The following is a 25,284-nucleotide window of genomic DNA, read 5'->3' as shown; positions in this document are numbered from 1 at the left end:
TCTTCTTGATTGATTTTCTATGAGCGATTTCGCTGTTTCTCCAATTGCAATTGATGTCATCACTTTGTTTCCCGAAATGTTTCAGGCATTGGTGGCACAAGGCGTGGTGCGTCGCGCATTTGATTCGGGAAAAGTGGATTTTAATCTGATTAATCCGCGTGAATTTGCCAGCAACGCTTATAAAACGGTTGACGATCGTCCGTACGGCGGTGGCCCGGGTATGGTGATGATGGCGCCGCCGTTGGCGCAGGCCATTCGCGCGGCGCGTGCTCGCCAAATTGAGCGGGGATTTTTACCGTTTGTGGTTTTTATGTCGCCGCAGGGTGAAAAGCTGACGCAAGCGTGGATTCATCAGCAATTAGCGTTGATCCAGCCTAAAACAGGGCATTATCCAGATGAATCGGAAACTTCGGTCGTACCACGCGGTCTGATTGTTTTGTGCGGGCGTTACGAAGCGATTGACGAGCGCTTGTTTGATTTGGGATTGATTGATGCAGAGCTGAGCGTTGGTGATGTAGTGCTCTCGGGTGGCGAATTGGCCGCGATGGTGATGCTGGATGCCTTGTTGCGCTGCGTGCCGGGCGTATTGAATGATGATTTGTCGGCGGTGCAGGATTCTTTTTCGGACGCTTTGGATGGGCTTTTAGACTGTCCACATTACACGCGACCAGAAATTTTTGAAAATATCGCTGTTCCTCCTGTTCTTTTATCAGGAGATCATGCTAAAATAACAAGTTATCGTCGTCAGCAGGCGCTTCGTCAAACGTGGCGCAAGCGGCCGGATTTGATTGATCGGGCGCGTGAGCGAGGTTTGCTCAGTGTTGAGGACGAAGCGTTTTTGGCGCACTTGATGAATGTTGGTGGTTCTGCTGCTACATGAGTTGGTGTTGCCGATTGGGGTTTGGGCTTAGCTTGTATCAATGCCCAAACAGTGTAAATGTGTGGTGTGTTGGGCTGTGTGCTCATGCATCATCGCCATCCTCTGGTCATCTATAATAAAAACCGATGGCAAACGATGGATTTGGAGTAAATAAATGAACTTGATTCAAATTTTAGAGCAAGAAGAAATTGCTCGCTTGGGTAAAACCATTCCTGAATTCGCACCTGGTGATACCGTGGTGGTCAGCGTTAATGTAGTTGAGGGTACGCGTAAACGTGTTCAGGCTTATGAAGGTGTTGTGATTGCAAAACGCAATCGCGGTTTGAATTCATCTTTCATCGTACGTAAAATTTCATCAGGCGTGGGCGTAGAGCGTACATTCCAATTGTACTCACCAACCATCGCTGGTATCGAAGTAAAACGTCGCGGTGATGTGCGTCGTGCGAAGTTGTACTACTTGCGTGATCGCTCTGGTAAATCGGCTCGTATTAAAGAAAAATTGCCTGCGCGCAAATCTGCGGTGGCGAAATAATCGAGTATACGACTTGATAAGCATGAAAACGCGAACCTGTATGGCTCGCGTTTTTTATTGCCTGTATTTGGGCTACAATGCCGGATCATGACACAAACCCCACCGCTCATCATCAATCCACGTGAAGTCCCCAGTGTGCCGTGGCTGGAGGCGGGCATTGCTGTGCCTGCGCTCTCTACGTTCCCCGACTGGCCGGTTGATCAGTGGCAAAATTTAACGCAGCAGCGCATTCAGTCGGCATTGCATGGAGCTGATCTGGTTTCGCACTTATGGACGCATGATCTGGTATTTGAGCGTCCGTTGATGCCTGCAGCGGTATTGGTTTTATTAGTTGCTTCCGATACGGGTTATCAGGTGGTATTAACCACGCGCGCGCAGCATTTACGCCATCATCCGGGGCAAGTTAGCTTTGTCGGTGGTCGTTTGGAAGGGCGCGAAACCGTTGAAGAGGCGGCACTGCGCGAAGCGTTTGAAGAAATCCATTTGGATATTGAGCGTGTGAATGTGTTGGGTGCGCTGCCGAATTATCAAACCATTTCGGGTTTTTCCGTGGCTCCGGTGGTCGCGGTGATGACGGAGTCGGATTGGCGCGAGCAAAACATTCGGGTGGATGAGCGCGAAGTGGATCGGGTATTTTTGGCGCCTTTGCATCGTGTGTTTGATCGAAATGCCATGCGCGTACATACGTTTGAATACGCGGGATTCAAGCGGCAATTTTTGAGTGTGACGCACACCGTGGTGCACGATGAGTTTTTCATCTGGGGGGCGAGTATGGCAATGCTGCATAATTTTGATTTGATTTTACGGGCGCATTGGAATCGTGGCTAAGCCTGTGTGCGCGGAATTTAGAATTTGAATTTATGCACGCTCGTTCATCATATTTTTTGAGATTGCGCTACAATGATAACGTTATTTTAAAGGCGTTTTCACGCGCTTTTCAGCGGTTTTTTGCAAAGCCGATTGGAATTAGAAGCGAGAGATATAAAAGAGACAAAAGAGATATAAGGAAACCGATATGAGTTTGATCGCAATTTTGGGTGCTTTGTTTTTAGAACAGATTTTTCCGCTGGCGAGTTACTCCAAGCTGCGAGAAGTGCTGCGCAATGCGATTGACTATATTGAGCGCGCGCTATCGATGGATCAAGCCAAACCGTGGCAAACATTTTGGTTCATTACCTTGGTAGGTGCGCTGATTGCCGGTTTGCTCAATTATGCGTTGGATACGACCAATCAAATGTTGGGTTTGATCTTCACCATCGCCGTCTTATATTTGACTTTGGGTATCCGTCAATTCAGTCACTATTATAGCAAAATTCGTGAGGCGCTGACGGCGAAAGACGACGGGCAAGCGCGTACCGCTTTAGCCGAATGGCTGCGCGAAGAAGCGGAATTGACTGGATATCGTGGCAGCGTGCAGGTTGCGCAATTGACCGAAGTGCAGGTGATTCGCCAGGCCTTGGAAATGGCGATTTTGTCCAGCTTGCGTTATGTGTTTGCAGGACTGTTTTGGTACTTACTTTTTGTGCCGTTTAAAATTGGTTTGGCGGGGATTGTATTTTATCGTTTGGCCGATTTGCTGGCGCGTCGTTGGCATTTGCGTGCCGAAGGCAAAGATGATGCGTACACCCGCTATGCACGCAAAATGATGGGCTGGATCGAATTTTTGCCCGCGCGTTTTGCGGCGGTGGTTTTCGCCGTGGTGGGTAATTTTGAAGAAGCGCTCCACTCATGGCGCACTCAGGCGGCCAGTTTGCGCCAGTTGGGCGAATCAGACGCTGCCTCGGTGATTTTGACCGCAGGCGCCGGAGCTTTGGGCGTGACTTTGCGCGAAGGCATTGGCCAACGTACACAGGATATGATGGATGAGCATGAGCTCGCGCTGTATAACGAGGATGCGATGTCTAAAACGCAAGAGACCACCCAATCCGCTGGTCAAATCGGTAATGGACCTGCGCCGGATGTGCGCACGCTCAACAGTGGCGTGGGTATGTTTTGGCGGGCGATGATTTTCGTACTGTTCCTCTTGCTCATGCTCACATTGAGCAAAATTCTGGGGTAATCGCAAAAACGAGCAAAGCGTTCGATTTTCGCGCGAAAGCACGCGTTTTTCTGCGAATAAACTTGTGAAAAAAGCCGATATTGCTTATAATACCAGTTGCTCATTTTGAGCGCACGGCGCGCTGTTAGACCAGCGTGACCGCAAGTTAACTTTAAGGATATCAAATGTCTATTACTGCACAAAAAGCCGAAGTTGTGGCGAAATTCCAGCGTGCTGCTGGCGATACCGGTTCTCCGGAAGTTCAAGTGGCGTTGTTGACTGCCCGCATCAATGATTTGACCGAACATTTCAAAGCGCACAAAAAAGACCATCACTCACGTCGTGGCTTGTTGAAAATGGTAAGCCGTCGCCGTAAGTTGTTGGACTACTTGAAACGCAAAGACGCTGATGCGTACCGTTCGCTGATTGAGCGTTTGGGCTTGCGTAAATAATCAATACCGAAATGCCTGTGTCGCTCGATGCAGGCATTTTTACTTGACCATTGCTTCGCATACGTTCACATACGCTGCGAGGCAAAATTTTTTAATCGGATGTGTTTTGACAGGTGTTATTCCAAGAATATTTTTCGGGCGGTACAAAACCACAAAATGTTGTTGGAATAGCATGTTGGGCGCATCCACTTTGATAAGGATATGACATGAGCATGTTTAATAAAGTCACCAAAACCTTCCAATACGGTCAACACACCGTGACCATGGAAACCGGTCGCATCGCGCGTCAAGCGTCAGGCGCGGTATTGCTGAATATGGACGACACTGTGGTTTTGGCCACTGTGGTTGCGAAAGAGCAAGCCAAAGCAGGGCAAGACTTCTTCCCGTTGACCGTGGACTACATTGAGAAAGTCTACTCAGCAGGTCGCATTCCCGGCGGTTTTTTCCGTCGCGAAGGTCGTCCATCTGAAAATGAAACTTTGGTCAGCCGTTTGATCGATCGTCCATTGCGTCCGTTGTTCCCAGAAGGTTTTTACAACGAGATTCAAGTCGTGGTTCAGGTTTTATCATCTAACCCAGAAGTGAATCCAGATATTCCAGCATTGCTCGCGGCTTCTGCGGCGATGGCGATTTCTGGTGTACCGTTCGCGGGTCCCGTGGGCGCAGCGCGTGTGGGTTATATTGATGGTCAATATGTGTTGAACCCAACGTTTAGCCAACTTGAAAAATCACGCATGGATCTGGTCGTTGCGGGTACTGAAGCGGCTGTATTGATGGTTGAATCTGAAGCACAACAATTACCGGAAGAGGTCATGCTCGGTGCTGTGGTCTATGGTCATGAACAAATGCAAGCTGCAATCGACGCGATCTACGACTTGGTTCGCGATGGCGGTAAACCTGAATGGAATTGGACTGCGCCTGCGAAAAACGATGCTTTGATTGCCAAAATTGAAGAAATCGCTGGTGCAGACGTGCAAGCCGCTTATCAAATCCGTGAAAAACAATTGCGTACCACCGCTTTGCGTGATGTGTCTGCCAAAACTCTGGCCGCTTTGGCTGAGGCAGGTGTAGAAGCCGACGAAGTGGAAGTAGGCAACATTCTGTTTGACCTCGAAGCCAAAGTGGTTCGCTCAGAAATTCTGAATGGTAAACCGCGCATTGACGGCCGTGACACGCGCACTGTGCGTCCGATTGAAATCGATTTGAGCGTATTACCACGCACACATGGTTCGGCGTTGTTTACTCGTGGTGAAACACAAGGTCTGGTTGTCGCGACATTGGGCACGAAAACCGACGAGCAAATTATTGATGCGTTGCAAGGCGAATCGCGTGACCGCTTCATGTTGCACTACAATATGCCTCCGTTTGCAACCGGCGAAACCGGTCGCGTCGGCTCACCAAAACGCCGTGAAATCGGTCATGGTCGTTTGGCCAAGCGTGCCTTGATCGCGTGCTTGCCTTCCGCAGAAGAATTCCCATACACCGTGCGTGTGGTATCAGAAATCACCGAGTCAAATGGCTCGTCGTCAATGGCTTCTGTTTGTGGCGGCTGTTTGGCACTGATGGACGCGGGTGTACCGATGAAGGCACACGTTGCAGGTATCGCGATGGGCTTGATCAAAGACGGTGGTAAATTCGCTGTATTGACGGATATCTTGGGTGATGAAGATCACTTGGGCGATATGGACTTTAAAGTAGCGGGTACAGCAATCGGTATTACTGCACTGCAAATGGACATTAAGATTCAAGGCATTACCAAAGAAATCATGCAAGTCGCTTTGGCGCAAGCCAAAGAAGGTCGTATGCACATCCTCGGCAAAATGCAAACCGCGATCAGCGGCGGTCGTGAAGAAATGTCGACATTCGCACCGCGTTTGTACACCATGAAAATCAATCAAGACAAAATCCGTGACGTCATTGGTAAAGGCGGCGCAACCATTCGCCAATTGACCGAAGAAACCGGCACGACGATCGATATTCAAGAAGACGGTACCATCACCATCGCCTCGAACGATGCGGAAAAAGCGGCTGAAGCACAACGTCGCATTACCGAGTTGACCGCTGAAATTGAAGTGGGCAAAGTATACGAAGGTACGGTGCTGAAGATTTTGGACTTCGGTGCGATTATTCAAGTATTCCCAGGTAAAGACGGCTTGCTGCATATTTCACAAATCGCGCACGAGCGCGTGAATCAAGTCTCTGACTACCTCAAAGAAGGTCAGGTTGTATCGGTCAAAGCAATTGAAACCGATGATCGTGGCCGTGTGAAGCTCTCGATGAAAGCGTTGTTGGAAAAACCAGCGCGTGAGCCGCGTGACACCGCTGCTGTAACACCGGCAGTAGCGGCTGAAGAGGCCGCCGTTGCGCCAAGCAACGAGATGAAAAACGAAGGTTTTGCATAATTCGTTGATGCACCCAAAACCTGTATTAAAAAAACCGCCGTTCTCTGTTTGAGAGCGGCGGTTTTTTATGGTGAATTATCAGCAATCGTCTGCTCGGTCAGATAATGCTTAGCCAAGATGCGCTATTAATTCACTGTTTCCTTGCTGGTCACTGTGGCAAAGGTATTCATGTTTTGTATACCTGTCCATGCAAATTGACTGAGATGTTGTACCAATGTCTCCAATTCAAATACGCTCGTACCCCAGACGATGGAGACCGCTTTGGGATTAGCAAGCAGCGGCAATATGCAGGGCGCGAGCACGCTCAGTACGATATGGGGTAATTTCGGGTCATCCTCACTCAATCCGGTGATCTGGCTGAAAATTTGCCGCACAACATGTACTTTAGGGACAGCTTGTTGTACAAATACTTCAAAAAACATTTCACTGGTTGCAATGACTTCACGCACATAAAAGCGAATATGCCAGTTCTGATTGCCCAATTGACTCAGAATCGCTCGAATAATCAACTCCAGTTTTTTTTGTGCAGGCACAGATATTTGTGCCAACTGATTGAGAACATCCAAATTGGCCAAATGCTGATGAACCTCCAACAAAGTAGCGCGGTACAGGCCTTCGCGACTGCCGAAGTGATAATTGACGGCGGCCATGTTGACCTTGGCCTGTTCGCAAATCATTTTGCTGGTTACGCTTTCGAAGCCATGATCGGCAAACAACTGACCGGCCACATTGAGGATGCGCGCACGTGTGTCGTCGCCATCGGAACGGGGGTTGCGGGAGCGTGTATGTGACGTTTTGAGTTTGGGCATAGTGATTTATTTTGATGTGTTTTTCGTATCATATCATGTAACAAAAAATCCTTGCATTACAATTAAAATTCAAATTATAATTTTTATTATGAGTATGTATCCACTGATGCAATTAATCAACTTTCTCTCATGAAAGATTCGTATGAAAATCGATAAAAAAATCCTTGCGTTGCTTGCCTTACTCCTTGTATTGATCGGAGCAGGTGTGAAGTGGTATCAGAGTAAACACAGCGACACAGCGGCTGTCTATCACGGCAATGTGGATATTCGTCAGGTGAGCTTGGCATTCAATGGCTCGGATCGGGTGAAAGACATCTTGGTACAGGAGGGCGAGGCAGTTGAGGCTGGGCAAATACTGGCGCGATTGGATACGACAACGCTGAATTTACAATTGATGCAAGCCAAAGCACAGTTGGCGGTGCAACAACAAAGCCTGCAACGCCTGAAAAACGGCAGCAGACCGGAAGAAATCAATCAGGCCAAAGCCAACCTGAACGCCGCCCAAGCGGATGCACAATATGCGACTCAGCAGTTTCAGCGTATGCAGAGCGTACATGCGAGTACCGATCAAAATGCGGTGAGCAAATCTGATCTGGAAGCGGCACGCGCCCGCTATCAAAGCGCGCAAGCCAAAGCCATCGTTGCGCAAAATAATTACCGGCTCACGCAAGCCGGCCCTCGTAAAGAAGACATTGACGCTGCCGCGGCACAGACGGATGCAGGCAAAGCGCAGGTAGCGTTATTGGAGCAACGATTGAAGGATGCTGAACTCAAAGCGCCGATAGCAGGAGTTGTACGCAGTCGCTTAATCTGTATTAGTTAAGACTTAATCTGACGTTTTGTTTATCATATAGGAAACAAAGGAGTCAGAAATGAACACTCAATCAAGTCACAAGATTATCAAAAATAAATTAGGTTTGCTCAATTTAGCCCAAACTTTGGGCAGTGTCTCAAAAGCCTGCAAGACGATGGGATTTAGTCGAGACAGTTACTATCGGTTTAGAGATTTGTATGAGCGCGGAGGTGAGGCGGCGTTACAAGAAATCAGTCGCCGTAAACCGATACTCAAGAACCGTATCGACCCGTCAATAGAAGAAGCGGTGGTCAACTTCGCCATAGACAAACCCGCGTATGGACAGCACCGAGTGAGCAATGAATTACGCAAAGTTGGCGTATTTGTTTCAGGTGGTGGCGTTCGTTCCATTTGGTTACGCCATGACTTAGAAACCTTCCAGAAGCGACTCAAAGCATTATCAGCCAAAATCGCACAAGACGGCATCATACTCACAGAAGACCAACTGTTTGCACTCGAACGTGCTCGCGAAGAGAAACAAGCGCATGGTGAAATCGAAACCGAACATCCAGGCTATTTGGGTTCGCAAGACACCTATTACGTCGGCACGATTAAAGGCGTGGGGCGGATTTATCAACAAACCTACATCGACACTTACTGCAAGCTGGCGATTGTCAAACTGTATCAACAAAAACACGCCATTACTTCGGCTGATTTGCTTAATGACCGTGTGATACCGTTCTATGAGGCGCACGACATACCGCTGTTACGCATCCTTACAGACCGAGGCAGTGAATACTGTGGCAACCGAGAAACGCATGAGTATCAGTTATATTTGGACTTAGAGGACATTGAGCACACGCGTACCAAGGTCAAGCATCCGCAAACCAATGGCATTTGTGAACGTTTCCACAAAACCATACAAAACGAATTCTACGCCACCGCATTTCGGCGTAAAATATACAACAGTTTGGAAGAGTTACAAGTCGACTTGGACGCATGGGTGCTGGATTACAACGAGCAACGAACCCACTCAGGGAAGCATTGCTTTGGTAAAACACCCATGCAAACTTTTTTAGATAGCAAACATATCGCTATCGAGAAACAACTGAATCGGACATTTCAGACAACCGAGTCAGTTTTAGCGACAGCCTAATAACTGTCTGTCAGGTCAAGTCGTGGCTACTACACTTAATCGAAGTGGGTGATATGGTCTCACCACAAAAAGCAGCATTCACCATCGCATTGACACAGCCTAAATGGATTCGTATTTACATACCAGAGACAGACCTGAGCCGCATTCATCCGGGTGGCGTCATGAACGTTCAAATTGATGGGCTCAAAGACAGCTTGAGTGGCACGGTTGGCTACATCTCTTCGGTAGCAGAATTCACACCAAAAACGGTGCAAACACAAGAGCTGAGAACCAGCTTGGTTTACGAAGTGCGGGTACAGGTAGACGATCCGAATAACGTATTGCGTCTCGGTATGCCGGCAACGGTAACATTAGGCGAGACGCATTAGTATGCAAAATGCTCACTCAAACTGGGTTGTCCAAGCACATGATCTGTCGCTCACTTTCCCGGGGGCGACCAAAAGCGCACCGCCGGTACAAGCATTGCGGCACATTGATATGCAGGTCCCTGCTGGACAAATTGTCGGTTGGTTGGGGCCTGATGGCGCTGGTAAAACTAGCTTGGTGCGTTTGGTTACAGGATTGATTCAACCCAGTAGTGGAACAATGACGGTTCTGGGGCAGGACAGCGTGCGTGATGCGCAAATAATTCAGAATCGAATCAGCTATATGCCGCAAAAATTCGGTCTGTACGAAGACTTATCAGTGCGTGAAAATTTCAGGCTCTATGCCGAGATTCATGGCGTTTCGACGCAACAGCGCGACCAACGCTACGAGCAACTGATGCACATGACCGATTTAGGACGCTTTGCGGAGCGTTTGGCGGGACAATTGTCCGGTGGGATGAAACAAAAACTCGGTTTAGCGTGTACCTTGGTGCGTTCACCGGATTTATTGTTGCTGGATGAACCGACGGTGGGTGTTGACCCACTGTCACGTCGCGAATTATGGCAAATCATACAAAATTTGGTCAGTCAGGAGCAGCTCTCAGTCATCATTGCAACTACTTATTTAGATGAAGCCGAGGCCTGTGACGAGGTGTTTGTCTTGCACCAAGGACGGTTGCTTACGCAAGGAAAGCCAGCGGAGATTGCCGCCGTCGCGCGCGGCTTGTGCGCGCAATTACCGGTCAGCGAGCAGCACAACAGTCGTTTACTGCAAGCGCATATATATGATCGTCATGATTGGATCATTGATGCGGTACCGAAAGGCGACTCGATTCACTTGATTCGTCGGCCAGAGGTGGAGGCAGCGACCATTCAAGCATGGTTGCCGCACGGTTTGACGTCGGTTGAGCCAACATTAGAGGATGGTTTCATGCTGTTGCTACGGCAGCAAATGGCGCAGAACCCGAATCAGAGCGATTCCGCAAAGTTGCCAGCGGTTGCGTTCTCACTGCCTGAGCCGAGTTCTGATGCCTCGATGAAGTCTGATGTCGTGATCGAGGTGAAAGATTTGGTTAGAAAATTCGGAGATTTCACCGCTGTGGATCGCACCAATTTTAGCGTTCGGCGGGGCGAGGTGTTTGGCTTGCTCGGGCCGAATGGCGCGGGTAAAACCACGACGTTTCGTATGCTCTGTGGTCTCTTGCCTGCGACCAGCGGTTTTCTGCAAGTGGCAGGGGTTAATCTACGCACGGCGCGTGCGCAAGCGCGGCAAAACGTCGGTTATGTGTCACAAAAATTTGCACTGTATGGTTTGCTCAGTGTGATGGAGAATTTGACTTTTTATGGCAAAGCGTATGGCTTGCAAGGGGAACGTTTGGTACAGCGGATTCAGACTGTATTGCAACAATTTGATTTGCAGGACAGTACGGAGGCCATCAGCGGTCAACTGCCGGGAGGATTTAAGCAACGTTTGGCGATGGCGGTTGGTCTGCTACATGAGCCGGAAGTGTTGTTTTTGGACGAGCCGACCAGCGGCACCGATCCGATTGCACGACGCGAGTTTTGGCGGCGAATCACTGATTTATCACAAAACGGCACGACCATCGTGGTCACCACGCATTTCATGGAGGAGGCTGAGTATTGTGACCGTATTGTGATTCAGGATGCAGGCAAAGTGTTGGCGCTGGGAACGCCGAGCGAGGTGCGGCATTTCAATGGACAATCGTATGCGACGATGGATGAGGCGTTTATTGGAATTGTCGAGATGGCGCGCGGGCAAGGGAGAAAAGCATGATGACGGTATCTTGGCGGCGCTTGCGCACACTGGTTCAAAAAGAATTTTGGCAATTATGGCGTGATAAAAGCAATTTACTGTTGGCCATCGTGTTGCCGGTGATGTTGATTCTGCTGTTTGGTTACGGGATCACGATGGATGTGAAAAATGTACCGGTCGCCGTGGTTTTGGAGGATCCCTCGCCGAATGCACGCGATATGCTCAGCGGTTTGAGCGGTTCGGAGTATTTGACGCCAGTGGTGGTGCACTCAATGTCTGATGCGGAGAAGTTGCTGCTTAGTCATCAGGTTGAATCGATTGTGAGGGTTCCGAGTAATTTTTCCAGCTCTTTGGCGCAGGGCGGTGATACGAAAATTCAGGTGATTGTGCATGCGGTGGACGCACAACGAGCCGGCGTTGTCAGTGGTTATATTCAGGCGGCGATTGGTTTGTGGAATGCCAAACAGCAAGACCGCGTGGGTTCACAAGGTACTGCAAGAACAATAGGGCAGGTGAGCATCGAGCAGCGGCAATGGTTTAATGATGCCAATACCAGCACATGGTATTTAGTGCCGGGTTTGATTGTCTTAGTGATGACCATCATCGGCGCCTTTTTGACCGCTTTGGTCATGGCGCGCGAATGGGAGCGCGGTACGCTGGAGTCGTTGTTCGTCACGCCTGTACAGCCGGTGGAAATTTTATTGGCGAAAATTATTCCGTATCTGGGCGTTGGGATGTTGGGCTTAATGCTTTGTTTGCTCGCCGCGCGATTTTTGTTTCATGTGCCGATTTTGGGTTCGATGGCAATTATTTTATTCTCCAGTGTGTTGTATATGTTGGCAGCTTTGGGGTTGGGTTTACTGATTTCGTCTGCGACGAAAAATCAGTTTTTAGCCAGCCAGATGGCGCTCATCGTGAGCTTTATGCCGGCGATGATGCTCTCGGGCTTTATGTTTGATTTACGCAATGTGCCGCTGATTATCCAGATCATCAGCCAGATTTTTCCGGCGACACATTTTATGGAATTGATTAAGAGTTTGTTTTTGGCCGGTAATGTGTGGTCGCAGATTGTGAAAGATTGCGCTATTTTATTGGTGCAGTCGGTCGTGCTTTTGGGGTTGGCGCTGCGCTTTACCCGTAAACGTTTGGATCAGTGAGGTCGTGATGTATGCTTCGATACAGTCTGTTGTTCTGCGCATCCTTAACTTGATGCAAAAAGAATTCAAAGTAATTTTTAATGATCCGGCCAACCGAATTATTCTGTTTGTCCCAGTGTTTGTACAGAGTTTGTTATTTGGTTATGCGGCGACGTTTGATTTAAATGATGTGCCTTATGTGGTGATTGACCAGAGTCAAAGCGCGCCCTCGCAGAATTTGCTGGCTCATCTGGATAGTACTGGGGTTTTTCATCGCATTGCGACGTTGCAGAATGCAGATCAAATCGCCGCAGTGATTGATCGACAGGATGCCTTGCTGGCGATCCAGATTCCGGCAGATTTTGAGCGCTTGTTGGTCAATGGTCAGAATTCGCCCGTCCAAGTGATCTTGGATGCACGAAATTCAAGTACTGCGGGGATGGCGGCTCAATACTTAAGTTCTGTCGTGGGGCAGTTTAATCAAGATTGGCGAGTGGTACATGGTGGTTCTACGATGGCGATTCAGATGGAGACGCGCGCTTGGTACAACCCTAATTTGGAATCCCGCTGGAATATCATTCCGGCGCTAATCGCTTCGTTAGCTTTTTTACAAACATTAATGATGACTGCGTTGTCGGTCGCGCGTGAGCGTGAGCAGGGGACTTTCGATATGTTGATGGTCACGCCGATGTCACCGTATGAAATCATGGCGGGCAAGGCTCTGGCGCCGGTACTGATCGGCGTAGCGCAATCCATCATTGTGCTGCTGATCTCAATTTTTTGGTTTCATATTCCATTTGCGGGATCAGTGTTGACGCTGCTGATTGGTTTGCTGATTTTCACCATATCATCGGTGGGCATCGGTTTGGCCATCTCAGCCCTGTCTGCGAATATGCAGCAGGCGATGTTGTACAGCTTTGTGTTGCTTATGCCGTTGATGCTGCTTTCGGGTCTGATGACGCCGGTGAAAAATATGCCGACAGTATTGCAATGGATTACTTATGCCAATCCGTTGCGCTTTGCGATGGATTTTGTTCGGCGGGTTTATTTGGAAGGTGCATCGTTTGCTTTGGTCGCGCCGGATTTGGTACCAATGTTGTTGGTTGCGGCGATAACTTTGCCTTGTGCGGCTTGGCTATTTCGCAACCGTCTGGTTTAAAAGGATAAACATGAAATTGATCGATCAACATAAAAAATATATCGGGACGATCCTCTGCGTGCTCGCATTGGGCGGCTGTGCAGTCGGTCCCAAATACACGCCATTACACACTGAAACGCCCGATAATTGGCAAAGCTGGCACGGCGGCGATCAAACTTTGGCCAACCCGCAATGGCGGCAAAGCAGTGAGACGCTGGCATTGCGCTTTGCCGATGGCTTTCAAGATCCGGTGTTGCACGAGCTATTGACGCAATTGAATGCACAGAATTTCGATTTACAAACCGCCACCTTGCGCTGGGCGCAGGCACGCGCGCAAACAGGCAGTGCTCAGGCTCAAACGGGGCCAAACGTAAATCTAAATGGCGGTGTGAATCGCCAAGCCGTGAGTGAAAACGGGCCGAATACGCGCACGATTGACGCGATGGGTTTGTCGGGTGCGGCAAAAGATAAGGTGTTGAAAATATTGGGCGAGCCATTCACAGCGTACCAAGGTGGCTTGGATGTCGGCTGGGAAATTGATTTGTGGGGACGTGTTCGCCACAGCATTGAAGCGGCGAATGCCAATGAACGGGCGGCGCAGGCGCTCTTGAGTCAAGTACAAATCAGCCTGCAAGCGGAGTTGATGCGGCAGTACATCGAGTTGCGTGCGTTGCAACAGCAGTTGGCTGTACTGAATCAGCAACTGGATGCGGCAAAAACCAGTCAGCATCTGTTGGCCGCTAAATTTAACGGTGGTTTGCTTGATGCGCGCGAGCCAACCCAAGCGCAGACCGTGGTTGATGAGTTGCAACAACAACACAGTCAATTACTGGCACGGCAAACTGTGCTGATGAATCAAATTACATTGATGGTTGGAGGTTTGCCCGGTTCGATGAATGAAGCGTTACTTCAGCCAAAAGTGTTATTGCTCAATCACACATTGCCATCTTTGCAATTGGGATTGCCATCGCAGTTGACGCAGCGTCGCCCTGATATTATTCAAGCCCAAGCGCAGTTCCAAATGGCAGTTGCCAATACCGGCGTGGCGGTGGCCGACCTCTACCCGCGTGTGCAACTGGGCGCAAATGCAGGCTGGAGCAGCCTTAATGCCGGTACGTTCTTTGACGTTACCAGCTTTCAATGGAGTATTGGCCCGAGTATTTCGTTACCGATATTTGATATGGGGCGACGGCGCAGTATCGTGACCTTGCGTGAATTACAACAGCAAGAAGCCGCAGTCAATTATCAAAAAACTGTACTCACCGCGTGGCATGAGGTTGATTCATTACTCAGCCAATATCAATCCGACGCGCAACAAGTCAAGGATTTAACCGATAAATCCAAACAAGCGGCAAAACTGCATCACATGGCTCAGGCACAGTTTCGCGGTGGTTTGATTGACGAGCTGCCGGTTCTGGATGCGCAACGCAATTGGTTACAAATAGATAATCAGCGAATAGATGCCATACGACGGCAGTGGTCGGATGGCGTTTTACTGTACAAAGCACTGGGTGGCAACGATTGGCAAAATTTGTGATGTGGGGTTAAACATAATTGTGTAAAAACCATGCGTATGGATTATTTTTGTGGCAAAACCATGCGTATAGATTATTTTTGCGGCTCAAGTACCCGCGTTTGAACGCGCACATTGTTGCGCTCAAACCACCCTTGATTGACCTCTAAGGCGTATAAAATCGGCTGTTTCGCGCAATGGTGCTCTAAGCTGCGTGGTTGCATATGGTTGATTTGTACCAGTCGGCCTTGCGCATCGATGAAGCCGACGGATAAGGGAATCAAGGTATTTTTCATCCAAAAGCAATACGTTTTCGGCGTTTCAAACACAAACATCATGCCGGCGTTTTCGCCCAAATGGGAGCGGTTCATTAATCCTTTTTCACGCTCAGCATAAATATCTGCCCACTCCAAGCGCAGTTGATCCAGCGGTGCGAGTGGTTTGGGGGCATTCGCGGGCGGTAGTTGGCAACCTAACAACAGTAGGGAGCTTAACAATACCGTACGACGAGTGATATAAAAAGGCGATTGTCGCATTCAGTTCTTATATACGGATGCTGCCGCTCTTATCGCCATAGACGATGTATTTCAGGCTGGTTAATCCTTCCAAACCAACTGGGCCGCGAGCGTGCAATTTGTCATTGGAAATACCGATTTCCGCACCTAAACCGTATTCGAAACCATCGGCAAATCGGGTGGAGGCGTTCACCATGACCGAGGATGAGTCAACCTCGCGCAAAAACTGCTGTGCGGTGGTGAGGTTTTCGGTGATGATCGCATCGGTATGCGCAGAACCGTAGTGATTGATGTGGCTGATGGCATCATCGATCGTCGCTACGGTCTTGATGGATAAGATCGGAGCAAGGTATTCGGTTGACCAGTCTTCTTCAGTCGTGCTGACTAAGTTGCTCAAACCGGCGTTTTCCAGCGTTTGGCGGGTCGCTGTATCGACACGAAGTTCTACGCCTTTTGCTTGGTAAATCTGGCACAGTTCGGGCAATACTTTTGGGGCGATATCGGCGTGTACCAATAATGATTCCATCGTATTGCATGGCGCATAGCGCTGGGTTTTTGCGTTGTCACAGATTTTGATCGCTTTGTTGATGTCGGCGGCAATATCAATATAGGTGTGACAAATGCCGTCCAAATGCTTAATCATCGGTACGCGCGCGTCGCGCATCAGGCGTTCGATCAATGATTTGCCGCCACGCGGTACGATCACGTCCACATATTCGGTCATGGTGATGAGTTCGCCGACGGCGGCGCGGTCCGGCGTGTTGACCACTTGCACCGCGGATTCGGGTAAACCGGCGTGCGCCAAGCCTGCTTGGACAATTTTTGCCAAGGCTTGATTCGAGTGTAGCGCTTCGGAGCCGCCGCGCAGTATCGTGGCATTGCCGGATTTGATGCACAGCGCGGCCGCATCGATGGTGACGTTTGGCCGTGATTCGTAAATAATGCCAATCACGCCCAGCGGTACGCGCATTTGGCCGACGGTGATGCCGGAAGGCAGGGTTTTGAAACCGCTCATTTGTCCAATTGGATCAGACAGTTCGGCGATTTGGCGCAAACCGTCGATCATGGTTTTGATAGCTTTGTCGGACAAGGTGAGGCGATCGATGAATGCGCTGTCCAAACCTTTGGCACGCGCTTGTTCGAGGTCTTTGCCATTTGCCGCTTGCAGCGCGTCGGCTTGCTGCTCGATGAGCACCGCCATTTGTCGCAGGGCGGAATTTTTCATGGCGGTGTCGGCGCGCGCCATCGCACGCGAAGCGGTGCGTGCGGTTTGCCCGAGTTGTTGCATATAGTGTTGAATCTCAGTATTCATGATGTACCTGCTGGATGAATGAGCCTGCAATGCGTTGTTGGCCTTGGGGCAATTGCTGGCGATAAATTTGAAGGTTTGATTTTATCGGGTTTTGCGACGCGCTGCTGTGCCGATTTGCAGAGCGATTTGATTGGCCAATTCGAGCGTGGCAGACCACGGGTCGGTTCTGTCCAAGCCTTTGGCCATACGGTCTAAATCACTGGTGCGGCGCAAGGCAGTTTTGAGAAAAGGGCTGCTTAGATGTGGCAGCGCCTGCGGGATGAGTTTTTCGCGTATGCCCCAGATGCGGTTTTGCCGCATCAGGTTGGGTAAATATTCGCCTGCCTCGACCTGTGTTTTGAATAGATTGAGTTTGCGCACCTCATCGGTCAGTGCCCAGACGATGGGCACGATGGATTCGCCTTCGGCGCGCAGACCTTCGATCATGCGGCTGGTGCGCGCAACGTCACCTGCAAGCATGGCTTCGGTCAGTTTGAACATATCGTAGCGTGCGACATTGAGCACGGATTCGCGCACGTCATCCTCAAGAATTTCACCCGTGGGGTAGAGCAGAGCGAGCTTTTGAATCTCTTGGTGCGCCGCGAGTAAATTGCCTTCGAACTGTGTGGCGAGCCATTGTAGGGTTTCTGCGGATACGTTTTGCCGATTGCGTCGCAGGCGCGTGGCGATCCACGCGGGCAATTGGCTTAATTCGACTGTACCGATTTCGAATACATGCCGTCCGGCAGCGGCTGACAGTGCCTTGAACCAGACCGATGATTTGCTGGCTTTGTCCAAACGCGGCAAGGAGATAATCACAACGATGTCTTCGGATAGGTTGTTCACCACATTTTTCAGAGCGTCGCCGCCATCTTTGCCGGGTTTGCCGGATGGAATACGCAGTTCGATGACTTTTTTATCGCCAAACAGTGACAGGCTTTGTTGTGAGGCGATGACGTTGTGCCATGCGAAATGGCCTTCTACGTTGTAAATTTCACGTTCGCTAAAACCTTCGGCTCGCGCGGTTTGACGCAGTTCGTCAATGGCTTCTTGGAGTAACAGAACCTCATCACTGCAAAAAATATACAGTGGGGCGAGTGGGGTAGAAAAACGGTGTTCGCTCATGATGTGCGATTATTTCTGCTGGGTGCGCGTGAACCAAACGGCGCGTATTCGATAGGCAATGCTATTGGCCAATTCTTGCGCCATATCGGTGTACAGACGCTCGTATTCCACATCCTCGGCGGTGGCGTAACCCGCGCCGATGATTAAATTGCGGCTGGTGCTTAGGCGGGTGGGTACGAGTAATTGATTTTTCTGCGCATCGTATATCTGCACGATGACCGACATGGTGACGCGGTATTCGGTTGCCGTGCTTTGCGAATTGGTTGAGAGCACGCTTTTACCGGTGTTGATGCTGCTCATATCGAGGGTCAAGTCGGCTTTATCAGACGGTGCGTAGGTGACATTGGCTGGTTTTTGCTGCTTGAGAAAATCAGCGATTTGGTTATCCGAATCGCCGACAAAGGCCACGCTGTGTGGCAATTCACCCCAGCCAATGGTGCCGTTTTGCATGGAGCCGTTACTGCCCAGCAGGTGAAACCCGCACGCCGACAGGCTCAGACTGATCGCCAGTGCCATCAGTCCTTTGAGACCAATATGGAAAAATGTGAATCCTGTCGTTTTGCGCACCACTTGCTCCTGTTTGCCGTGTATTGGCTTACGATACCACAATGTTGATCAATTTTTTCGGAACTACCACACATTTGCGAACGGTCAGGCCGTCGGTGAAACGTTTGACATTCTCCAGCGCGAGTGCCATTTCTTGCAGAGCGGCGTTGTCAGCGGTGGCCGGAGCGGTCAAATGATCGCGCAGTTTGCCGTTGACTTGAACCACATATTGCACTTCGTCACGCGCTAAAGCGGATTCGTCCACGTTTGGCCATGGCGTATCGAGCAAATCACCGCAAGAGACCGCGTAGCCCAAATCCTGCCACAGCGCGTAGGTGATGTGCGGCACGATCGGGTAGAGCACGCGCAGCAGAATCGAAATGCCTTCCGGTAACGCTTTGCCCAGTTGTTTCACGTCACCTTTGCACGCGGTTTCCAGCTCGTTCAGCATTTTCATCGCGCCGGAGGCGACGGTGTTGTACTGAATGCGGTCGTAGTCAAAATTCACCTGTTTGAGCAGTGAATGCATGACAAAGCGCAGGTTTTTCGCCTCGGCGCTCGGGGTTAACTCGGCGTCTTTGAGTGCGGCGATGGTTTCTTTTTGTGCTTGGCAAAACGCCCATACGCGGCGCAGGAAGCGATTGGAGCCTTCCACGCCTGAATCCGACCATTCCAATGTTTGCTCCGGCGGTGAGGCAAACATGGTGAACAGGCGCGAGGTATCCGCGCCAAATTGCTCGATCAAGGCTTGCGGGTCAATGCCGTTGTTTTTCGATTTGGACATTTTTTCCACGCCGCCGACCTCAACTGGCTGACCATCCGCGCGCAATACCGCGCCGATGATGCGTCCCTTGTCGTCGGTGGTCACGTCCACATCCGCCGGATTGAACCAGTCTTTTTTGCCGTTGCTTTGCTCGCGGTAATAGGTTTCGTTCAGTACCATGCCTTGCGTGAGCAGGTTTTTGAACGGCTCGTTGAATTTGACCAAACCCAAATCGCGCATGACTTTCGTCCAAAAACGTGCGTATAGCAAGTGCAAAATCGCGTGCTCAATCCCACCGATGTATTGATCCATCGGCATCCAGTAATCATTGCGCGCGTCCACCATTTTATCCGCGCTGTCTGGACAGGTATAGCGCATGTAGTACCAGCACGAGTCGACGAAGGTGTCCATCGTGTCGGTCTCGCGTCGCGCCGGTTTGCCACATTTTGGACAAGCGACATCGGTGAAATCCGCACGTTTGTTCAATGGGTTGCCCGTGCCATCGGGGATGCAATCCTCGGGCAAAACCACCGGCAAATCGGTTTCGGGAACGGGTACAACGCCGCATGATTCGCAATGAATCAACGGAATCGGCGTGCCCCAGTAGCGCTGACGTGAAATGCCCCAGTCGCGCAAGCGGTAGGTGGTTTTCAGTTCACCCAAACCTTTGCTTGCCAAATCGGCGGCGATTTTTTGTACTGCGTCGCTGTGGTTCATACCATCATACACGCCGCTATGGACGCATTTGGCATGCTCTTTGTCGGCGTACCACTCCTGCCACGCGTCGGTGGAGAAGGTTTGATCGTTGACATCAATCACTTGCTTGATCGCAATGCCGTATTTTTTTGCAAAGGCAAAATCGCGCTCATCGTGCGCCGGTACGCCCATCACCGCGCCGTCGCCGTAGCTCATCAGCACGTAGTTGCCGATCCACACCGGAACTTGTTCGCCAGTCAACGGGTGAGTGACGGTCAGGCCGGTTTCAACGCCTTCTTTTTCCATGGTCGCCATGTCCGCTTCCATCACCGAGCCGCGTTTGCATTTTTCGATAAATTCGTTCAATTCGGGCTTGAGCGTTGCTGCATGGGCTGCCAACGGATGCTCGGCCGCGACCGCGCAGAAGGTCACGCCCATGATGGTGTCGGCGCGGGTGGTGAACACGTACATTTTGCCATCGCCGATCAATTCGCCTTGCGCATCACGCAAATCGTGAGTGAAAGCAAAACGCACGCCGTGGCTTTTACCAATCCAGTTTTCCTGCATCAGCTTGACGCGCTCCGGCCAGCCGAGGCCGTCCAAATCGTTCAATAATTCTTCGGCGTAGGCGGTGATGTTCAGGTAGTAGCCCGGAATTTCGCGTTTTTCGACCAACGCACCCGAGCGCCAGCCGCGCCCGTCGATAACTTGTTCATTAGCCAATACCGTTTGATCCACCGGATCCCAGTTCACGGTCTGGGTTTTGCGGTAAGCAATGCCTTTTTCCAGCATTTTCAGGAACAGCCATTGGTTCCATTTGTAATATTCGGGTTGGCAGGTGGCGACTTCGCGCGACCAGTCAATTGCCAAGCCCATCGCCTGCATTTGCTGCTTCATGTAGGCAATATTGTCGTAGGTCCATGCAGCGGGGGGCACTTGATTGTTCAGCGCGGCATTTTCCGCCGGCATACCGAATGCGTCCCAGCCCATCGGCATCAGGACGTTATAGCCCTTCATGCGCAATTGACGCGTCATCACGTCGTTGATCGTGTAGTTGCGCACATGCCCCATGTGCAATTTGCCCGATGGATACGGCAGCATTGAGCAGGCGTAGAATTTCGGCTTGTCCGATTGCTCATTCACACGATAGGCGTCGGCGGCGTTCCAAGCGGTTTGTACCGCGGATTCAATGGCAGAAGGGTGGTAGTGATTAGGGTTGCTGGTGGTCATAATGGATGTACTAAAAATCTTGGTTTTATCAAAGAAGTCGCTATAATCGTCAGCGAAAACGGGCGCAAATCATGTGAATAAGCTGCGCTTAATTCAAATTCGCTATTATAAACCGCTATTGGCAGGCTGTCGCCTGTTTGCAGGGGCAAACGCGCTGAAAATGCGCGAATATACGAAAGGCAGGATAAAAATGCTGGGGTATCAGCGCTGGAGCGCCCGATTATGGGCTTTGATGGCTTTATTGTGGGTGGCGGTTTCGGCTCAGGCGCAAACGCCCGAAATGATATTGGCCAAAATCTTGCCCGAAAACGTGGACGTGCGCCACTATTGGGTGAGCGAAAAATACGACGGCGTGCGTGGCTACTGGGACGGCAAACAGCGCCGAATGTACTCACGCAATGGCACGGTCATTGCGCTGCCGAACGACTTTACCGCGCAGCTACCCGACATATCGCTCGATGGCGAACTGTGGATCGGGCGCAGACAGTTTGAACGCGTGGTCAGCGTCGTGCGCGATGCGCAGCCCGACGATACTGCGTGGAAACAGATCAAATACATGGTTTTTGAGTTACCCGATCCACAGAACCAATACGGCGATTTCACCCAACGCATGGCGCGGATCGAACGCATCACACAGCATATCAATGCACCGAATATCCAAGCGGTCAAACAATGGCGCGTGCGCGACCGCGCCGAACTACTGCACCAACTCGACACCATCACCCAAGCAGGCGGTGAAGGGCTGATGCTGCATCTGGCCAGCGCACCGTACCAAACCGGCCGCAGCGACGCGCTGTACAAACTCAAACTGCGCCAAGATGCCGAAGCCACTGTCATCGCACACAATCCGGGTACGGGCAAATACGCGGGTAAAGTCGGCTCACTACGCGTGCGCACCGATGACGGACGCGAATTCAACGTCGGCAGCGGTTTGACAGACGCGACGCGAACGAATCCACCCGTGATCGGCACTGTAATTACCTATCAATTTAATGGATTGACGAAAAAAGGACAGCCGCGATTTCCACGATTTTTGCGGGTGAGGGTGGATGAGAAGTTGAGTTTTTGAGGTAAAAACCCATATTTATGTTCAATTCATGATGCGGTCTAAAGGACTAATAACCCCAAACCCACCTTGAGAAATGACATGGGTGTAAATCATCGTGGTTTTAACGCTGGCGTGCCCCAGTAAACTCTGAATGGTGCGGATGTCTGTACCCGATTGCAATAAATGCGTTGCGAAACTATGTCGTAATGTATGCAAAGAAGCGGGCTTGGATATACCTGCACGCAAGACCGATGATTTAAATGCTCGCTGAATGGCTTGAGGATGGGTATGGTGACGGCGCACAATACCCTCGCGTGGCTCAGTGGATTCGTTTTGAGCTGGGAATAGCCAAAACCAAGCCCATTCTTTTCCGGCGTTTGGATATTTTCGTTCAATCGCATCTGGCAACATCACACCATTGTGTTCAGCAGCGCGATCTGCGTCAAATACCATTCGAGCCAGTACTATTTGCTGCTGGAGTTCAGCGACAAGAGATTTGGGTAATACCGTTACCCGATCTTTATCACCTTTACCCGAACGCACGATCAATTGATTCATATCAAAATCAATATCTTTGATTCGCAACATTAACATCTCGTGTAAGCGCAATCCCGTTCCATATAACAAACGCACCATCAAATGATGCGCCCCCTCTAATTGAGAGAGTATTGAAGATATTTCGTTTGCCGTGAGTACAACGGGTAAACGCTTGGTACGATTGGGGCGATGTATCTCATCCAACCAAGGCAAATCAATCCCTAAAACCTCTTTGTATAAAAAAAGCAATGCAGACAGAGCCTGATGATGGGTCGAGGCAGATACGCCATAATCGTTCGCCAAATAGGTCAAATAACATTCTATTTCAGGCTTACCCATTTCTCTGGGGTGGCGTTTGTGGTGAAATAAAATAAAGCGCCGAACCCAACCGACATAAGCCTGCTCAGTGCGATAACTCATATGCTTGTAGCGTAGTTTTTTTCGCAGTTCATCAATCAATTTAGGTGGTTTGGAGATGGCTGTGTTAATAGACATTTTTTAATTGACATGGTTCATAAACATAGATAACATGATGTACATCAATCGTAATTGGGAGTTATGTTATGAGTCAAGTTATTTTTCATGTTATGCGTCATGTTGACGTATAAGTATAGTTATGTTTCAGGGAGACAACATGGCAACTCGAAGTGAGTTTTTCGATTTCGTTGTTAGGGAGTACTACAAGAGCACAAAGGGCGCTGCTGAGAGGACCGGCTATCACGAGAAGACAATCGAGCAATGGCGCAATGGAGAGCGTGTCCCACAACGCTCAACAATTGAATACTTCATCAGCGTCGCACTCGTCCCCGAGTTTAAAGTCATTCAGGAATTCTGGCCGTTTGATCATAATGCGCCTCTACTGACCCAGTTGAAGGCAATGCTCGGCGAACACAAGAATGATCCGGGCATCTACGCGTTCTACGATGCCCTAGGCAATCTGCTTTACGTCGGCAAGGCCACCAAGCTGCTCGGTGAAATTAACGCCGCTATCTGCCGAAAGATAGATGTATCGTTCCCCAAAGGCATCAAGAGCAAACCGGAAACTCGCAAGGAAGTGGTGAGGTATATCTCGGCATACGATGTTGGCTCAACATCATTTGATGACTATCCAAAACACGTTGAATCACTTCTCTTGCGGATCTCCAAGCCGCCCTTCAACAAGAACATTGGCTTTCTTGATCGGGCACGAAAGGAACCGGCTGAAACATAACAATTCGTCCAAGCCGACGCCGTTTCGCGGCGCGGCTTAACTCAGGTGTTAGGTGCCATGGAAAATCTGCGCGAGCAGTTGGTAAGAGTCACGCTCGCTTGGGAGCGTGCATTCGGCAATGCCCCTCAGATCACCACCGTTCTGTCGGAGTATGACGCCGCGTGTTTGGTCGGCTGCTCCACAGATTCGTACTCATGCGCCATGCAGGGAACAACGGCCGTTCAAAAGGGCCATGACTTCATCTTCAATGGCGCTCGGTACCAGGTCAAAGGCAATCGTCCCAGTGGCAAGCGCGGAAGCTTCGTGACGTGGGTTCCTAAAGCCACTAACTACGACTGGGACTACCTGATCTGGGTTCTCTATGATTCCCAATACCAGATTCAAGAGGCATGGCAATGGGAGGTCTCTGCGTACAGAAGTGCCTTTGACAGCGTTAAACGTTTGTCACCCGCTCATCTACGCCTCGGCAAGCAACTGGCGTAAGCTGGTACCTAACAATTCATTCAAGCCGACGCCGCTTCGCGGCGCGGCTTAATTCAGGCGTTAGGCAGCAGGCCAATCCGTGCAGCACCAAAAATTTCGGGGAAATCACAAATGAAAAATCAGCTGATAAACATCGCAAATGGCGCCAAGCAGTCGGCCTCTAGCGCCGGCAGTTCGATCTCATCCGCACTACAAACGGCGAAAAACTCTGCAGTTACTGTAGCCACCACGATTCTCGACCAAGATGGCGACGGGAAGTTGGATCAAGAAGATCTAAAGCAGCTAACGCAAAAAGGCCTGAGCCTAGCGAAAAGTGCGGCCACAGAAGTTGCCCGCGTCACATCTGAGGCAGCCAAATCCGACCTAGCAAAGGATTCCGCTGCTGCCGCTGTTGTCGGTGCAGCGATAGCGGTTCCTGTGCCACTAATTGGTCCCGCCGCGGGAGCTGCAATTGGCGCGGCTTTGGGGGCGTACAAGAATCTCACCAAGAAATGAGTTGCAAAATGCCGCCCAACCCGTCGTTCCAGCGGACCGCCTTCGGCGGCCGCTGAACTAGTACGTTCGCGGTCGCTACGCGACCGCGAATGGGGCGCGAGTTGATGAACGCTATGTCCTTGGTCGCGATGCTCCCTCGAACATATCGTTCGAGCGGAAACTGCTACGCAGCTTCGCCCACTCGTGTTTCCGCGCACTTACGTGCGCTCCAACCCAGCGCGGGTTCCGCTCAACTCGCGCCTCATTAGCGATGCAATCGCGTAATCGTACGAATGCCTATACCGTCGTTTCATCCGTACGATTACGTTACGCTAATCGTACCTACTGCTTTGATTGCACAGGGTATAGATGCAATGG

23 protein-coding genes and 1 pseudogene are annotated in these 25,284 nt (G+C 50.4%); 17 read left to right on the top strand and 7 right to left on the bottom strand.

Annotated elements, in window-relative coordinates; genetic code table 11:
- The first annotated feature begins 19 nt into the window (after window positions 1-19).
- From trmD to pnp, 6 genes are all read left to right on the top strand, one after another.
- Window positions 20-880 (top strand): tRNA (guanosine(37)-N1)-methyltransferase TrmD, encoded by an 861-nt coding sequence (gene trmD / locus ACZ41M_RS04190; RefSeq protein WP_464730172.1) that lies wholly within the window; start codon window positions 20-22, stop codon window positions 878-880.
- 154 nt (window positions 881-1,034) lie between these two features.
- Window positions 1,035-1,412, top strand: coding sequence for a 50S ribosomal protein L19 (rplS, locus tag ACZ41M_RS04185; RefSeq protein WP_464730173.1), 378 nt, complete (start codon window positions 1,035-1,037; stop codon window positions 1,410-1,412).
- Between the two features lie 87 nt (window positions 1,413-1,499).
- A complete protein-coding gene (locus ACZ41M_RS04180) occupies window positions 1,500-2,240 on the top strand; it encodes an NUDIX hydrolase (protein WP_464730174.1) in 741 nt (246 codons plus the stop codon).
- Window positions 2,241-2,427: 187 nt separating this feature from the next.
- Window positions 2,428-3,471: a regulatory signaling modulator protein AmpE gene (gene ampE / locus ACZ41M_RS04175; protein WP_464730175.1), complete on the top strand. Its 1,044-nt coding sequence runs from the start codon at window positions 2,428-2,430 to the stop codon at window positions 3,469-3,471.
- Between the two features lie 164 nt (window positions 3,472-3,635).
- Window positions 3,636-3,902 carry a 30S ribosomal protein S15 gene (rpsO, locus tag ACZ41M_RS04170; protein WP_464730176.1) on the top strand — a complete coding sequence of 89 codons (267 nt, stop codon included), beginning with the start codon at window positions 3,636-3,638 and terminating at the stop codon, window positions 3,900-3,902.
- A 206-nt stretch (window positions 3,903-4,108) separates the two neighbouring features.
- Complete coding sequence (gene pnp, locus ACZ41M_RS04165) at window positions 4,109-6,304, top strand: polyribonucleotide nucleotidyltransferase (RefSeq protein WP_464730177.1); 2,196 nt, start codon at window positions 4,109-4,111, stop codon at window positions 6,302-6,304.
- A gap of 125 nt (window positions 6,305-6,429) precedes the next feature.
- Here pnp and ACZ41M_RS04160 read toward each other — a convergent pair whose 3' ends face one another.
- Window positions 6,430-7,113 carry a TetR/AcrR family transcriptional regulator gene (locus ACZ41M_RS04160; RefSeq protein WP_464730178.1) on the bottom strand — a complete coding sequence of 228 codons (684 nt, stop codon included), beginning with the start codon at window positions 7,111-7,113 and terminating at the stop codon, window positions 6,430-6,432.
- Window positions 7,114-7,255: 142 nt separating this feature from the next.
- Between ACZ41M_RS04160 and ACZ41M_RS04155 the strand changes: the two genes are divergently transcribed.
- From ACZ41M_RS04155 to ACZ41M_RS04125, 7 genes and pseudogenes are all read left to right on the top strand, one after another.
- On the top strand, window positions 7,256-7,936 hold the full coding sequence (locus tag ACZ41M_RS04155) for an HlyD family secretion protein (RefSeq protein WP_464730179.1): 681 nt from the start codon (window positions 7,256-7,258) through the stop codon (window positions 7,934-7,936).
- 49 nt (window positions 7,937-7,985) lie between these two features.
- Window positions 7,986-9,062 (top strand): IS481 family transposase, encoded by a 1,077-nt coding sequence (locus ACZ41M_RS04150; protein ID WP_464729930.1) that lies wholly within the window; start codon window positions 7,986-7,988, stop codon window positions 9,060-9,062.
- Window positions 9,063-9,097: 35 nt separating this feature from the next.
- Window positions 9,098-9,430 (top strand): annotated as a pseudogene (locus ACZ41M_RS04145) (hypothetical protein); the annotation flags it as partial.
- 1 nt (window position 9,431) lies between these two features.
- A complete protein-coding gene (locus tag ACZ41M_RS04140) occupies window positions 9,432-11,222 on the top strand; it encodes an ATP-binding cassette domain-containing protein (protein ID WP_464730180.1) in 1,791 nt (596 codons plus the stop codon).
- Window positions 11,222-12,358 carry an ABC transporter permease gene (locus tag ACZ41M_RS04135; RefSeq protein ID WP_464732122.1) on the top strand — a complete coding sequence of 379 codons (1,137 nt, stop codon included), beginning with the start codon at window positions 11,222-11,224 and terminating at the stop codon, window positions 12,356-12,358. Before ACZ41M_RS04140 ends, ACZ41M_RS04135 begins: the two co-directional genes overlap by 1 nt.
- Window positions 12,359-12,365: 7 nt before the next feature.
- The gene (locus tag ACZ41M_RS04130; protein ID WP_464730181.1) at window positions 12,366-13,496 is read left to right on the top strand and encodes an ABC transporter permease; all 1,131 of its coding nucleotides are present in this window, start codon (window positions 12,366-12,368) and stop codon (window positions 13,494-13,496) included.
- A 10-nt stretch (window positions 13,497-13,506) separates the two neighbouring features.
- A complete protein-coding gene (locus ACZ41M_RS04125; RefSeq protein WP_464730182.1) occupies window positions 13,507-15,012 on the top strand; it encodes an efflux transporter outer membrane subunit in 1,506 nt (501 codons plus the stop codon).
- A 71-nt stretch (window positions 15,013-15,083) separates the two neighbouring features.
- Here ACZ41M_RS04125 and ACZ41M_RS04120 read toward each other — a convergent pair whose 3' ends face one another.
- The 5 genes from ACZ41M_RS04120 to leuS form a co-directional block, all read right to left on the bottom strand.
- Window positions 15,084-15,524 carry a DUF192 domain-containing protein gene (locus tag ACZ41M_RS04120; protein WP_464730183.1) on the bottom strand — a complete coding sequence of 147 codons (441 nt, stop codon included), beginning with the start codon at window positions 15,522-15,524 and terminating at the stop codon, window positions 15,084-15,086.
- A 7-nt stretch (window positions 15,525-15,531) separates the two neighbouring features.
- A complete protein-coding gene (locus tag ACZ41M_RS04115) occupies window positions 15,532-16,815 on the bottom strand; it encodes a glutamate-5-semialdehyde dehydrogenase (RefSeq protein WP_464730184.1) in 1,284 nt (427 codons plus the stop codon).
- An 81-nt stretch (window positions 16,816-16,896) separates the two neighbouring features.
- Window positions 16,897-17,919, bottom strand: coding sequence for a DNA polymerase III subunit delta (holA, locus tag ACZ41M_RS04110; RefSeq protein WP_464730185.1), 1,023 nt, complete (start codon window positions 17,917-17,919; stop codon window positions 16,897-16,899).
- A 9-nt stretch (window positions 17,920-17,928) separates the two neighbouring features.
- Window positions 17,929-18,486 (bottom strand): LPS-assembly lipoprotein LptE, encoded by a 558-nt coding sequence (locus ACZ41M_RS04105; protein WP_464730186.1) that lies wholly within the window; start codon window positions 18,484-18,486, stop codon window positions 17,929-17,931.
- Between the two features lie 28 nt (window positions 18,487-18,514).
- The gene (gene leuS, locus ACZ41M_RS04100; RefSeq protein ID WP_464730187.1) at window positions 18,515-21,154 is read right to left on the bottom strand and encodes a leucine--tRNA ligase; all 2,640 of its coding nucleotides are present in this window, start codon (window positions 21,152-21,154) and stop codon (window positions 18,515-18,517) included.
- A 190-nt stretch (window positions 21,155-21,344) separates the two neighbouring features.
- On the opposite strand from leuS, the gene ACZ41M_RS04095 reads away from it, so the two are divergent.
- Window positions 21,345-22,223, top strand: coding sequence for a DNA ligase (locus ACZ41M_RS04095; RefSeq protein ID WP_464730188.1), 879 nt, complete (start codon window positions 21,345-21,347; stop codon window positions 22,221-22,223).
- A 21-nt stretch (window positions 22,224-22,244) separates the two neighbouring features.
- On the opposite strand, the gene ACZ41M_RS04090 is transcribed toward ACZ41M_RS04095, so the two are convergent.
- Window positions 22,245-23,234 carry an integron integrase gene (locus ACZ41M_RS04090; protein ID WP_464730189.1) on the bottom strand — a complete coding sequence of 330 codons (990 nt, stop codon included), beginning with the start codon at window positions 23,232-23,234 and terminating at the stop codon, window positions 22,245-22,247.
- A gap of 139 nt (window positions 23,235-23,373) precedes the next feature.
- Here ACZ41M_RS04090 and ACZ41M_RS04085 point away from each other — a divergent pair, with 139 nt between their 5' ends.
- The 3 genes from ACZ41M_RS04085 (at window position 23,374) to ACZ41M_RS04075 (ending at window position 24,927) form a co-directional block, all read left to right on the top strand.
- Window positions 23,374-23,949 (top strand): hypothetical protein, encoded by a 576-nt coding sequence (locus ACZ41M_RS04085; protein ID WP_464730190.1) that lies wholly within the window; start codon window positions 23,374-23,376, stop codon window positions 23,947-23,949.
- A gap of 57 nt (window positions 23,950-24,006) precedes the next feature.
- Window positions 24,007-24,432 (top strand): hypothetical protein, encoded by a 426-nt coding sequence (locus tag ACZ41M_RS04080; RefSeq protein WP_464730191.1) that lies wholly within the window; start codon window positions 24,007-24,009, stop codon window positions 24,430-24,432.
- 111 nt (window positions 24,433-24,543) lie between these two features.
- A complete protein-coding gene (locus ACZ41M_RS04075; RefSeq protein ID WP_141630298.1) occupies window positions 24,544-24,927 on the top strand; it encodes a hypothetical protein in 384 nt (127 codons plus the stop codon).
- Window positions 24,928-25,284: the final 357 nt, after the last annotated feature.

The sequence above is a fragment of the Puribacter membranae genome, assembly GCF_055380425.1.
The sequence above is the reverse complement of the archived record's forward strand: the minus strand, read 5'-3'. Positions and strand labels throughout refer to the sequence as shown.